A 12,361-nucleotide genomic window follows, 5' to 3' on the forward strand; every position below is an offset into this window, starting at 1 on the left:
GCGGCGGCCATGTTGCCCTTCATCGGGGCCTCATGCGGGGGAATGAATGTCGACACTTCTCGAAATGCGCGGGATCAGCAAGGTTTTCCCCGGCGTGCGCGCCCTGGATCACGTCAATCTGACCGTCAAGGCCGGCGAGATCCACGCGATCTGCGGCGAGAACGGCGCGGGCAAATCAACGCTGATGAAGGTGCTGTCCGGGGTCTATCCCGTGGGCTCCTATGGCGGTGAAATCTTTTACGACGGCAAATTGCTGGAGAACCGTTCGATCCGCGACAGCGAGGAGAAGGGCATCATCATCATCCACCAGGAGCTGGCGCTGGTGCCGCTTCTGTCGATTGCCGAAAACCTGTTTCTGGGCAACGAGATCGCGACCAATGGCGTGATCAACTGGCCCCTCGCCTTCCAGAAGACCGAGGCGCTTCTGAAGAAGGTCGGCCTTGACGAACCGCCGGGCACCAAGATTGAAAAGCTGGGTGTGGGCAAGCAACAGTTGATCGAGATCGCCAAGGCCCTGGCCAAGGATGTGCGGCTTCTGATCCTGGACGAACCCACCGCCGCCTTGCAGGAAAACGACAGCCAGAAGCTGCTCGACCTGATGCTGGAACTGCAAAATCAAGGGGTTACCCAGATCATCATCAGCCACAAGCTGAACGAGATCTCGCGCGTGGCCGACAGCATCACGGTGATCCGCGACGGGGCGACCGTCTCGACGCTGAATGCCGACGACATCTCCGAAGCGCGGATCATCCGCGACATGGTGGGCCGCGACATGGCGCACCGCTATCCCGAACGCACGCCGAAGATCGGCGACACGCTGATGGAGGTCAAGGACTGGTCAGTCTGGCATCCCGAGCAGCTGCAGCGCCAGATGATCAAGAAGGCGAACTTCACCGTCCGCAAGGGCGAGATCGTGGGCATCGCGGGCCTGATGGGCTCGGGCCGGACCGAGCTTGCCATGTCGATCTTCGGGCGCAGTTATGGCCGCAACATCTCGGGCCAAGTCACGATCGGCGGCAAGGTCGCCGATACTTCGACCGTCTCGAAGGCGATCAAGGCCGGGCTGGCCTATGTGACGGAAGACCGCAAGACGCTGGGCCTGATCCTGGAAGAGCCGATCCTGCGCAACATCAGCCTGGCCAACCTCTTCGGCATCTCGAAGAACGGCATCCTGAACCACCCGCGCGAGCAGAAGGTGGCCGAGGATTACCGCAAGGCGCTGGCGATCCGCACTCCGGATGTGAACCAGAAGGTGGTGAACCTGTCGGGCGGCAACCAGCAGAAGGTCGTGCTGTCGAAATGGCTGTTCGCCGATCCGCAGGTGCTGATCCTCGACGAGCCGACACGCGGCATCGACGTGGGGGCCAAGTTTGAAATTTACGGCATCATGAACGAACTGGCCGCGCAGGGGCGCGGCGTGGTGATGATCTCGTCGGAAATGCCCGAGCTTCTGGGCATGTGCGACCGGATCTACGTGATGTCCGAGGGCGAGCTTGTGGGCGAATTGTCCCGCGAGGAAGCCAACCAGGAAAAGATCATGAGCCTGATCCTGAAGGGCCATGGCGAGAGCGAAGCGCAAAGCGGGGGAATGGTGGCATGATGGCTGCAACAAAAGAGGGCAAGGGCACGGGCGCCATTCTGGGCGGCCACCTGCGCGAGAACGGCATGCTGCTGGCGCTGGTCGCCATCGTGGTGTTCTTCACCGTCATGCTGAAGATGGACGGGAAGGATTTCCTGAACTCGGCCAACATCACCAACATCTTCCTGCAGAACGGCCATGTGATCATTCTGGCGCTGGGGATGCTTCTGGTCATCGTCTCGGGCCATATCGACCTGTCGGTCGGCTCGGTTGCGGCCTTCACCGGGGCGGCCTCGGCCTGGATGACGATCAACCTTGGCCTGCCCTTTTACGTGGTGATCCCGGCGACCCTGGTGGTCGGCGGTCTGATCGGCGCCATGCAGGGCTATTGGGTGGCCTATTGGCGCATCCCGTCTTTCATCGTGACCCTGGCCGGCATGATGGTGTTCCGCGGCGCCACGATGTGGCTTCTGAGCGGGCAGAACATCGGCCCCTTCCCTCCGGCTTTCCAGGCGATGGCCAACGGCTTCGTGCCCGATATCTTCGGCATCGGCAAACCCAACGGGCTGGCGCTGGCCGCCATCCTGGTCGCGATCATGGCGACCTTCTGGGCCGGCTTCCGGGCCCGGGCGCGCGACATGGAATTCGGCACCGAGCCGGAACCGATGGGCTTCTTCATCGGCCGCAGCGTGATCATCTCGGCCGGGGTGGCCTTTGTCGGCTGGCAGCTGGCCTATTTCCGCGGCTTGCCGGATGTCATGGTCATCCTCGTCATTCTGACGATCCTTTACGCCTTCTTCACCGAGAACACGACGCCCGGTCGCCGCATCTATGCCCTGGGCGGCAACGAGAAGGCCGCGAAACTGTCCGGCATCCGCACCGACCGTCTGGTGTTCTTCTGCTTCGTCAACATGGGCGTTCTGGCGGCCTTGGCCGGCATGGTGGTGACGGCGCGTCTGAACTCGGCCACGCCGAAGGCGGGCACCGGGTTCGAGCTGGACGCCATCGCCTCGGTCTTCATCGGCGGCGCGTCGATGACGGGCGGTTCGGGCAAGATCGTGGGCGTCGTGGTCGGTGCGCTGATCATGGGTGTCATGAACATGGGCATGTCGATCCTCGGCGTGGGCATTGAATACCAGATGATGATCAAGGGGTTGGTCTTGCTGATCGCCGTGATCTTCGACGTTTACAACAAATCCAAGTAAGGTCTGCCATGCATCTGTCTCAAATTCAAACCGCCAGCGGTCTGGTTGTGGTTGCCCGCGAGGGATCAGTGGCCCGGGCCGTCAAGGGGGCGACCTCGGTCTATGATCTGGCCCTGTCGGCGATTGCCGCCGGCCATGATCTGGCCGCCGAAGTGAAGGCCAAGGGTCTGGGCAAGGAGGTCGATCTGGCCGCCGCCGCCGCGGAAGGCCGGCTCCTGCTGCCCGTCACCCACCCGGATGCCGCGCATCTGCATCTGACCGGCACCGGGCTCACGCACCTTGGCTCGGCTTCCGCCCGCGATGCGATGCATGCGAAACTGGACGGGGCCGAGACCCTGACCGACAGCATGAAGATGTTCCGCATGGGTCTGGAGGGTGGCCGCCCCGCCGCAGGCTCCGTCGGCGCCCAGCCCGAGTGGTTCTACAAGGGCAACGGCAGTGCCGCCGTGGCCCCCGGCGCCCCCCTGACCGCCCCCGGCTTTGCCGAGGATGGCGGCGAAGAGCCCGAACTGGCCGGCATCTATATCGTCGGCCCCGATGGCACGGTCCACCGGATCGGCTGGGCGCTTGGCAACGAATTCTCCGACCATGTGACCGAGCGGGTCAACTACCTCTGGCTCGCCCATTCCAAGCTGCGCGAGGCGTCTTATGGCCCCGAGATCCTGGTGGGCGAGTTGCCCGCCGACATCCGCGGCGCCAGCCGGATCCGCCGCGATGGCAAGGTGATCTGGGAGAAGCCCTTCCTGTCGGGCGAGGCGAACATGTCGCATACTTTCGCCAACCTCGAACACCACCACTTCAAATACGACCTCTTCCGTCAGCCCGGCGATCTGCATGTCCACTTCTTCGGCACCGCAACCCTGTCCTTTGCCGATGGCATCAAGACCCAAGCCGGCGATGTCTTCGAGATCGAAGTCGCCGAGTTCGGTCTGTCGCTGACCAACCCCCTGACCTTCGCGCCTGCCCAACCGGGCACGACCACAGTGAAACCTCTGTGAGGATGAAATGACCTTCAAACCCGCCGCCTGGCCCCGCAAACTCCGCTCGCAAACCTGGTTTGGCGGGACCTCGAAGGACAATATCTATCACCGGGGCTGGATGAAAAATCAGGGCTTCCCGCCGGACCTGTTCGACGGGCGCCCGGTGATCGGCATCCTGAACACCTGGTCGGAACTGACGCCCTGCAACGCGCACCTGAATGACTTGGCCCAACGCGTCAAGAACGGGATTTACGAGGCCGGTGGCTTCCCGGTCGAAGTGCCGGTGTTTTCCACCTCGGAAAGCGCCTTCCGCCCGACCGCGATGATGTTCCGCAACCTCGCCGCCATGGCGGTGGAAGAACAGATGCGCGGCCAGCCGATGGACGGCTGCGTGCTCTTGGTCGGCTGCGACAAGACCACGCCCTCGCTTCTGATGGCGGCGGCTTCTACCGACCTGCCCTCGATCGTCGTCACCGGCGGGCCGATGCTGAACGGCTATTACAAGAACGAACGGGTCGGCTCGGGCACGCACCTGTGGAAATTCTCCGAGGCTGTGAAGGCCGGGACGATGACCAAGGAAGAGTTTGTCGAGGCCGAAGCCTCGATGAGCCGCTCGCCCGGCTCGTGCAACACGATGGGCACGGCCTCCACTATGGCCTCGATGGCGGAAGCCCTGGGCATGGCCCTCTCGGGCAATGCCGCAATCCCCGCCGTTGACAGCCGGCGCCGGGTGATGGCGCAGTTGACCGGGCGGCGGATCGTGCAGATGGTCAAGGACGATCTGAAGCCCTCCGACATCCTGAAGAAAGAAGCCTTCGAGAACGCGATCCGCACCAATGCGGCCATCGGCGGTTCCACCAATGCCGTCATCCACCTGCTGGCCATCGCCGGACGGGTTGGCATTGACCTGACGCTGGAAGACTGGGACCGCTGCGGCCGCGATGTGCCGACGATCGTGAACCTGATGCCCTCGGGCAAGTATCTGATGGAAGAGTTCTTCTATGCCGGCGGCCTGCCCGTCGTCATCAAACGGCTGGGCGAAGCGGGCCTTCTCCACAAGGATGCGCTGACCGTCTCGGGCCAGACCGCCTGGGATCAGGTCAAGGACGTGACCAACCACAACGAAGACGTCATCCTGCCGGCCGAAAAGGCGCTGACCCAATCGGGCGGCGTGGTCGTGGTCAAGGGCAACCTGGCCCCCAAGGGCGCCGTTCTGAAGCCCTCGGCCGCCACACCTGCCCTGATGACCCACCGCGGCCGCGCCGTGGTGTTCGAGGATATCGACGACTACAAGGCCAAGATCATCGACGAGGCTTTGGACATTGACGAGACCTGCGTCATGGTCCTGAAGAATTGCGGCCCGAAAGGCTACCCGGGCATGGCCGAGGTCGGCAACATGGGCCTGCCGCCGAAGATCCTGCGCAAGGGCATCACCGACATGGTCCGCATCTCGGATGCCCGCATGTCGGGCACGGCCTTTGGCACCGTGGTCCTGCACACCTCGCCCGAAGCCGCCGCCGGTGGCCCCCTGGCTGTCGTCCAGAACGGCGACATGATCGAGCTCGACGTGCCGAACCGCCGACTGCACCTCGACATCTCCGACGAGGAGCTGGCCGCGCGTCTGGCCAAGTGGCAAAGCCGGATCGTGCCGCCGGAGTCGGGCTATGCCCTGCTGCACCACCGCCATGTGCAGGGCGCCGATACCGGGGCCGACCTCGACTTCCTCAAGGGCTGCCGTGGCAACCCGGTTGGCAAGGATTCGCACTGATGAAGGTCGCACTCGTCGGCGTGGGCAAGATCGCCGTGGACCAGCATGTCCCGGCCATCACCAATTCCCCGGATTGGGAGCTTGCGGCGACGATCAGCCGCAAGGGTTCGGTCGAAGGTGTCGAAGCCTTCACCGATTTCGCCGAATTCCTCACGGCGCGCCCCGATGTGTCGGTAGTCTCGCTCTGCGTGCCGCCGGTGCCGCGCTTTGCCTATGCCGAGGCGGCGCTGCTGGCCGGCCGCCATGTGATGCTGGAAAAACCGCCGGGGGCCACCCTGGCCGAGGTGCATGCGCTGGAGGCTTTGGCCAAGGCCAAGGGCCTGACGCTTTACACCACCTGGCACAGCCGGATGGCCTATGCGGTGGCTCCAGCCAAGGTCTGGCTTGCCGACAAGACCATCACCAAATGCCACATCACCTGGCGTGAGGATGTCCGGCGCTGGCATCCCGGCCAGAACTGGGTCTTTGAACCCGGCGGCATGGGCGTCTTCGATCCAGGCATCAACGCCCTGTCGATCATGACCGAGATTCTGCCCAAGCCGGTCCACCTGACCGAAGCCACGCTGACCTTCCCGGAAAACTGCCAGACCGCCATCGCCGCGGCCCTGACCTTCTCGGGAAATGTCACCGCCGATTTCGACTGGCGTCAGGAAGGCCCGCAGACCTGGGACTTCGACATTGAAACCACCCAGGGCACGCTCGCCCTCAGGATGGGCGGCAACCGGCTGGAAATCGACGGCATCGAAGCGGCGGGTGAGAACTCGATCATGGGCGAATACCCGGCACTTTACGCCCGGATGGCCGACCTGATCAGCCGGGGCCAGTCCGAGGTCGACCTCGCCCCCATGACCCATGTCGCCGACGCAATGACGCTGGGGCGCAGAGAAACTGTCCCCGCCTTCTTCCTCTGACCTTCATTCAGACCCAAATATCCCACGGGGGTCCGGGGGTGCGAAACCCCCGGCCGCCGGATCAAGGAGACCAAAATGCTGACCGGAAAGCACCTGATTGCTGGCACCTGGGTTGCAAGCCCTGCCACCTTCCAATCCTTCCCCGCCACGGGCGAGCCGCAAAGCTTCTCCACCGGAACCCCGGCTGACGTCGATGCCGCCGTCAAGGGCGCCGAGGCCGCCTTCCCCAGCTTCTCGGCCCTCAGCCGCGAGGCGCGGGCCGTCTTTCTGGAAAAGATCGCCGAGGAGATCGAAGCGCGCGGCGCCGAACTGACCGCGATTGCCATGGCCGAAAGCGGGTTGCCCGCGGCACGGCTGGAAGGCGAACGCGGGCGGACCACCGGCCAGCTGCGCCTTTTCGCGAGCCATATCCGCAAGGGCGAGTATCTCGACCGCCGCCATGATGCCGCCCTGCCCGACCGCAAGCCCGCGCCGCGCCCCGATATCAAGATGGTGCAGCGCCCGATCGGCCCGGTCGCGGTCTTCGGCGCCTCGAACTTCCCGCTCGCCTTCTCGACCGCCGGCGGCGACACCGCCTCGGCGCTGGCTGCCGGTTGCCCCGTCGTCGTCAAGGGCCACCCGGCCCACCCCGGCACCGGCGAGATCGTGGCGCAAGCCATCGACGCCGCGATCAAGGCGCTGGGTCTGCACCCGGGCGTCTTCTCGATGGTGCAAGGCCCGGGCCGTGACATCGGCGAGGCGCTGGTCCAGCACCCGCTGATCAAGGCCGTGGGCTTCACCGGCAGCCTCTTCGGCGGCCGCGCCCTCTTTGACCTTTGCGCCCAGCGCCCCGAGCCGATCCCCTTCTTTGGCGAGCTCGGCTCGGTCAACCCGATGTTCATCCTGCCCGCCGCCATCGAAGCGCGCGGTGAGGAAATCGCCCGCGGCTGGGCCGGCTCGCTCACCATGGGCGCGGGCCAGTTCTGCACCAATCCCGGCATCACCGTGATGATCGACAGCCCCGAAGCCGAGGTCTTCATCGAGACCGCCAAGGTCGCGGCCTCCCAGATCGGCCCGCAGACCATGCTGACCGATGGCATCGCTGCCGCCTACCGCGCCGGTCGCGACCGGATCGCCGCTCAGGCCGGGGTGAAGAAAGTGCTGGCGACCGAGAGTGCCGACCGCAAGGCCTCGCCCGACATCTTCGAAGTGAAGGCGGGGGATTTCGTCGGCAACCACACGCTGTCGCAAGAAGTCTTCGGCCCGCTCGGCCTGATCATCCGCGTCAAGGATGTGGCGGGTCTGAAGGAGGTCGCGCAGGGCCTTGAAGGCCAGCTGACCTGCACCCTCTTCCTGGACGAGGCCGATACGGCCATCGCCCAGTCCCTGATGCCGATCCTGGAACGCAAGGCGGGCCGCATCCTCGCCAACGGCTTCCCGACCGGCGTGGAAGTGGTGGATGCGCAGGTCCATGGCGGGCCCTACCCCGCCTCGACCAACTTCGGCGCAACTTCGGTCGGCACCATGGCGATCCGGCGCTGGCTGCGCCCGGTGGCATATCAGAACCTGCCCGACGCCCTGCTCCCGGCAGACCTGCGCGCCTGATCCGAGGCGCGCCATTCAACGGTAGGATGGGCAATGCTGCCCATCTTACGCCACGTCCAGCAGCGGCAGGCTGCGCTTGGTGTGGACGACTTCCATCACGAACTTCGAACTCACCGCCCTTAGCGCCACAGCCGAGGTCAGGCGGCGATAGAAGGCGTCATAGCCTTGCGTATCGGCCACGGTGACGCGGAGCAGATAGTCGGCGTCACCGCCGAGCCGCAGAACCTCCATCACCTCGGGCGATTGCTGCACCGCGCCAAGGAAACGGTCGCGCCATTCGGCGGAATGTTCGGTGGCCGATATTTCGACCAGAACGGTCAGCCCGAGCCCGACCTTGCCATGATCGACCTGCGCCACGCGCCCCGTGATCACCCCGGCCTTTTCCAGCTTCTGAACCCGCTTCCAGCAGGGCGAGGCGGAAAGCCCCACCCTCTGCGCCAGCTCCACGATCGGCAGCGTCGCGTCGCGCTGCAACTCGGTCAGGATACGTCGGTCGATCTGGTCCATCGGATATTCCCCTTCACGCAGCAAGGAAATCGCGCACGAATTCGGTCGCGGGCCGGGCGCGGATGTCCTGCGGGCGGCCGATCTGCTCGATCCGGCCCATCGACATGACCACGACCAGATCGGCGAGCTCCATCGCCTCGTCCTGATCATGCGTGACAAAGATCGTGGTGAGACCCGTGGTGTCGTGGATGTCGCGCAGGCCCTGGCGGAGTTCCTTGCGCACCTTGGCATCCAGCGCGCCGAAGGGTTCGTCGAGCAGCAGCATCCGGGGTTCGATCGCCAGCGCCCGCGCCAAAGCCACGCGCTGGCGCTGGCCGCCCGACAGCTGGGTCGGATAGCGCGAACCGATCTGCGGCAGCTGGATCAGCTCCAAGAGCTTGGTCACCCGGCGCGAGATTTCAGCCTCCGGCGGGCGGCTGGCGCGGGGGCGCGCGCGCAAGCCGTAGGCGATGTTCTCAAACACCGTCATGTGGCGGAAGAGGGCATAACTCTGGAACACGAAGCCCGCCCGGCGCTCCTGCACCGTCAGGGCCGTCGCATCGGCCCCGTCAAACAGCACCCGGCCCGAGGTCGGAAACTCCAAGCCCCCAAGGATGCGCAGCAGGGTGGTCTTGCCCGAACCCGAAGGCCCGAGAAGCGCCACCAGCGCGCCCGAGGGCAAGGACAAGGACACCGGCGTCAGGGCCGCGGTGGTGCCGAATTCCTTCGAGATCTCGTCGATTTCGATTTGCATGACAGGCTCCTAATGACGGTGGGTCAGGGCAAGCTGATCGGCATAGCGCCATTCCAGCAGGGTTTTGAGCGCGAGGGTGACGAGGGCCAGCAGGGCCAGCACGGCGGCAAGGGTAAAGGCCGCGACCGAGGCATATTCGTTGTACATCATCTCGATCGTGATCGGCATGGTGGCGGTCAGGCCGCGGATCTTGCCGGAGACCACGGCCACCGCGCCGAACTCGCCCATCGCGCGGGCGTTGCACAGAAGCACGCCATAGAGCAGCGCCCAGCGGATATTGGGCAGGGTCACGGTGAAAAAGACCTTCCAGCCCGAGGCGCCGAGGGTCAGCGCGGCCTCTTCCTCGGCCTTGCCCTGTTCGATCATCACTGGGATCAGCTCGCGCGCGACAAAGGGGAAGGTCACGAACATCGAGGCCATGATGATCCCCGGCACCGCGAAAACCACCGGCATGCCATGGCCGACCAGCCAGCCGCCGACCCAGGAATTGGCGCCGAAGGTCAAGACGATGCAGAGGCCCGCCACCACCGGGCTGACGGAAAAGGGAATGTCGATCAGCGTGATCAGGATCGCCTTACCGCGGAAGTGGAACTTGGTGATCAGCCAAGCCGCAGCCACCCCGAAGATCGCGTTCAAGGGCACGGCAAAGACCGCGACCAGCAGGGTCAGCTTGATCGCATCCGTCGCCTCGGGGTTGGCGAGGCTCTCCAGCGCCGCACCAAGGCCCGTCTTCAGCGCCTCGGCAAAGACGGTGATCAGGGGGGCAAAGACCAGAAGGGCGAGGAAGGCCACCGCCAGAAGGATCAGGGTATAGCGCACCCAGGGCACCTCGGTCGTGACCGACCGGAAGGCTTTTGCCGTTGTGATGTCAGACATGACCAATCCTCCGACGGCTCCAGACCTGGACCAGGTTGATGATGAACAGCATGCCGAAGGAGATCAGCAGCATGGCGATGCCGATCGCGGCGGCGCCGGCGTCGTTGTATTCCTCCAGCTTGATCACGATCAGCAGGGGGGCGATTTCGGTCTTCATCGGGATGTTGCCCGCGATGAAGATGACCGAGCCGTATTCGCCGACCGCCCGGGCCAAGGACAGGGCAAAGCCGGTCAGCGCGGCGGGGGCCAGCATCGGCAGGATCACCCGGCGCAGCGTATAGGCGCGGGAAGCGCCGAGGGTGGCGGAGGCTTCTTCGACCTCGCGCTCGATCTCTTCCACCACCGGCTGCACGGTGCGGGTCACGAAGGGCAGGCCGACGAAGATCAGCGCGATCAGGATGCCCCATTGCGTATAGGCGATCTTGAAGCCGAGGTCCTTGGCGATATGGCCGAAGGCACCGTTCGGGGCGTAAAGCGCGGTCAGGGCAATGCCCGCCACGGCGGTGGGCAGGGCAAAGGGTAGATCAACCGCCGCATCAAGGATCTTGCGGCCCGGAAAGCGGTAGCGCGTCAGGACCCAGGCCAGAAGCACCCCGAAGACCAGATTGAACAGGGCGGCGAACAGCGACAGGCGGAAGCTGAGGTAGAGCGCGGCCCAGGTCCGCGGCGTGTTCACGGTGGCGATCAGCTGCGGCAGGCCGGCGGACAGGCCCTTGATCAGCAGGGCCGCGATCGGCAAAAGGACGACCAGCGACAGCATGGTCAGGGTGATCCCGGCCGAAAGGCCGAGACCGGGGATAGGCGAGCGCTGGACGATTGGCTGTCCCATCTGGCGCCTCAGTTCGCGGTATAGATCTGGTCGAAGATGCCGCCGTCGGCGAACTGCTCTTTCTGGACCTTGGCCCAGCCGCCGAAATGGCTGATGTCGACCAGATCCAGTTTGGGGAAGCGCGCCACATCGGCCGGATCGGCCTTGGACGTGTCCCAGCCGCGGTAGAAGTCCTTGAAGATGATGGCCTGGGCTTCCGGCGTGTAAAGGAAGTTCAGATAGGCCTCGGCCAGCTTCTTTTGCGCATCGTCATGGATATTGCCTTCGACCAGGGCCACCGGCGGTTCGGCCAGAACGGAAACCGAGGGCACCACGATGTCATACTGATCGGCGCCAAGCTCCTTTTGCGCGAGATAGGCCTCGTTCTCCCAGGCGAGCAGCACGTCGCCGATCTCGCGCTGGGTGAAGGTCGTGGTGCTGTCGCGCGCGCCCTTGTCCAGAACCGGAACGTGGGAATAGATCGATTTCACGAACTCCTTGGGGTCGATTCCCGCCTTTTCGGCATAGGCCCAGGCGGCGAGGTAGTTCCAGCGCGCCCCGCCCGAGGTCTTGGGGTTGGGCGTGATGACCTCGACGCCGTCCTTGACCAGATCGGGCCAGTCCTTGATGCCCTTGGGGTTACCGTGGCGGACGAGGAAGACGATGGTCGAGGTATAGGGCGAGGAGTTGTGCGGCAGCTTGCTCTGCCAATCCTTCGGCAGTTTGCCGGTGCCGGCGATCTTGTCGATATCGGCGGCCAGCGCCAGGGTCACGACCTGGGCATCCAAGCCTTCGATCACCGCACGGGCCTGGGCGCCCGAACCGCCATGCGAGGCCTTGATCTCGGGCGCGGGGTTGCCCTGCGCGACCCAGTAGTCGCTGAAAGCCTTGTCGAGGTCGGTGTAAAGCTCGCGGGTCGGGTCGTAGCTGACGTTCAGGAGCGATTGCGCGCTGGCCGCCTGCGGTTGGCCGCCAAGGAAGGCGAGGCCCAGCACGAAGGCCGCCAAAGCGCCCTTGACCATGCGGCGGACCGGGAAGCCGGTGAATTGCTGCACGCCGGTCGAAATCGTCACCCGTCCGTCATTGTGCTCGCGCACCTGGGTGCCCTGGGCGGTGATGGTCCCGGCGATGGTGATGGTCCTGAACATGATCTTCTCCTGAACTCCGGCGTTGCTTCGCCTTACACGCATATCACGACAGTCTTTGTAGTGATTTGCAAGAAAAAATTCACGTCTAAATCCATCGTATTTATGGAATGGGATTCTGTACGAGGTCTCGCCCAAGAAATGAGCGTTCCTCCGCACCAGAGCACGGCGTGCCCCTCCACGATTCGGCGCCCGCGGCGCCGCGCCTTGGGCAGGGCCGATCGGCGCGGAAAAGGTCAATCAAGGCTGGGGAATTTCTTTGCGT

11 protein-coding genes are annotated in these 12,361 nt (G+C 64.6%); 6 read left to right on the forward strand and 5 right to left on the reverse strand.

Annotated elements, in window-relative coordinates:
* Positions 1-46 precede the first annotated feature (46 nt).
* The 6 genes from mmsA to AC1DVR_RS08830 all read left to right on the forward strand — a co-directional run bounded on the left by mmsA (position 47) and on the right by AC1DVR_RS08830 (position 8,027).
* Positions 47-1,600, forward strand: a complete 1,554-nt coding sequence (gene mmsA, locus AC1DVR_RS08805) for a multiple monosaccharide ABC transporter ATP-binding protein (RefSeq protein ID WP_478000179.1) — start codon at positions 47-49, stop codon at positions 1,598-1,600.
* Positions 1,597-2,784 (forward strand): multiple monosaccharide ABC transporter permease, encoded by a 1,188-nt coding sequence (gene mmsB / locus AC1DVR_RS08810; protein ID WP_478000180.1) that lies wholly within the window; start codon positions 1,597-1,599, stop codon positions 2,782-2,784. The genes mmsA and mmsB overlap by 4 nt, the downstream gene beginning before the upstream one ends.
* 8 nt (positions 2,785-2,792) lie before the next feature.
* The gene (araD1, locus tag AC1DVR_RS08815) at positions 2,793-3,782 is read left to right on the forward strand and encodes an AraD1 family protein (protein WP_478000181.1); all 990 of its coding nucleotides are present in this window, start codon (positions 2,793-2,795) and stop codon (positions 3,780-3,782) included.
* A 7-nt stretch (positions 3,783-3,789) separates the two neighbouring features.
* A complete protein-coding gene (gene araD, locus AC1DVR_RS08820) occupies positions 3,790-5,532 on the forward strand; it encodes an L-arabinonate dehydratase (protein WP_478000182.1) in 1,743 nt (580 codons plus the stop codon).
* Entirely contained in the window at positions 5,532-6,443 is a 912-nt protein-coding gene (locus tag AC1DVR_RS08825; RefSeq protein WP_478000183.1) for a Gfo/Idh/MocA family protein, read from the forward strand. Before araD ends, AC1DVR_RS08825 begins: the two co-directional genes overlap by 1 nt.
* A 75-nt stretch (positions 6,444-6,518) precedes the next feature.
* Positions 6,519-8,027, forward strand: coding sequence for an aldehyde dehydrogenase (NADP(+)) (locus tag AC1DVR_RS08830; RefSeq protein WP_478000184.1), 1,509 nt, complete (start codon positions 6,519-6,521; stop codon positions 8,025-8,027).
* A gap of 45 nt (positions 8,028-8,072) precedes the next feature.
* Here AC1DVR_RS08830 and AC1DVR_RS08835 read toward each other — a convergent pair whose 3' ends face one another.
* Genes AC1DVR_RS08835 through AC1DVR_RS08855 form a run of 5 tightly spaced genes read right to left on the reverse strand, consistent with a single transcriptional unit; the run spans position 8,073 to position 12,099 of the window.
* Positions 8,073-8,534 carry an Lrp/AsnC family transcriptional regulator gene (locus AC1DVR_RS08835; RefSeq protein ID WP_478000185.1) on the reverse strand — a complete coding sequence of 154 codons (462 nt, stop codon included), beginning with the start codon at positions 8,532-8,534 and terminating at the stop codon, positions 8,073-8,075.
* A 13-nt stretch (positions 8,535-8,547) separates the two neighbouring features.
* Positions 8,548-9,267 (reverse strand): sulfate/molybdate ABC transporter ATP-binding protein, encoded by a 720-nt coding sequence (locus AC1DVR_RS08840; RefSeq protein ID WP_478000186.1) that lies wholly within the window; start codon positions 9,265-9,267, stop codon positions 8,548-8,550.
* Positions 9,268-9,276: 9 nt separating this feature from the next.
* Complete coding sequence (gene cysW / locus AC1DVR_RS08845; RefSeq protein WP_478000187.1) at positions 9,277-10,143, reverse strand: sulfate ABC transporter permease subunit CysW; 867 nt, start codon at positions 10,141-10,143, stop codon at positions 9,277-9,279.
* Entirely contained in the window at positions 10,136-10,972 is an 837-nt protein-coding gene (gene cysT / locus AC1DVR_RS08850; protein WP_478000188.1) for a sulfate ABC transporter permease subunit CysT, read from the reverse strand. The genes cysW and cysT overlap by 8 nt, the downstream gene beginning before the upstream one ends.
* Before the next feature lie 8 nt (positions 10,973-10,980).
* Entirely contained in the window at positions 10,981-12,099 is a 1,119-nt protein-coding gene (locus AC1DVR_RS08855) for a sulfate ABC transporter substrate-binding protein (protein ID WP_478000189.1), read from the reverse strand.
* Positions 12,100-12,361 lie beyond the last annotated feature (262 nt).

It is taken from the genome of Rhodobacter sp. P2_H5, from assembly GCF_056403335.1.

What these genes read in the sequence shown, in the direction of transcription:
- mmsA (WP_478000179.1), top strand. Translation starts at nt 47, where the DNA reads ATGTCGACACTTCTCGAAATGCGCGGGATCAGCAAGGTTTTCCCCGGC.
- mmsB (WP_478000180.1), top strand. Translation starts at nt 1,597, where the DNA reads ATGATGGCTGCAACAAAAGAGGGCAAGGGCACGGGCGCCATTCTGGGC.
- araD1 (WP_478000181.1), top strand. Translation starts at nt 2,793, where the DNA reads ATGCATCTGTCTCAAATTCAAACCGCCAGCGGTCTGGTTGTGGTTGCC.
- araD (WP_478000182.1), top strand. Translation starts at nt 3,790, where the DNA reads ATGACCTTCAAACCCGCCGCCTGGCCCCGCAAACTCCGCTCGCAAACC.
- AC1DVR_RS08825 (WP_478000183.1), top strand. Translation starts at nt 5,532, where the DNA reads ATGAAGGTCGCACTCGTCGGCGTGGGCAAGATCGCCGTGGACCAGCAT.
- AC1DVR_RS08830 (WP_478000184.1), top strand. Translation starts at nt 6,519, where the DNA reads ATGCTGACCGGAAAGCACCTGATTGCTGGCACCTGGGTTGCAAGCCCT.
- AC1DVR_RS08835 (WP_478000185.1), bottom strand. Translation starts at nt 8,534, where the DNA reads ATGGACCAGATCGACCGACGTATCCTGACCGAGTTGCAGCGCGACGCG.
- AC1DVR_RS08840 (WP_478000186.1), bottom strand. Translation starts at nt 9,267, where the DNA reads ATGCAAATCGAAATCGACGAGATCTCGAAGGAATTCGGCACCACCGCG.
- cysW (WP_478000187.1), bottom strand. Translation starts at nt 10,143, where the DNA reads ATGTCTGACATCACAACGGCAAAAGCCTTCCGGTCGGTCACGACCGAG.
- cysT (WP_478000188.1), bottom strand. Translation starts at nt 10,972, where the DNA reads ATGGGACAGCCAATCGTCCAGCGCTCGCCTATCCCCGGTCTCGGCCTT.
- AC1DVR_RS08855 (WP_478000189.1), bottom strand. Translation starts at nt 12,099, where the DNA reads ATGTTCAGGACCATCACCATCGCCGGGACCATCACCGCCCAGGGCACC.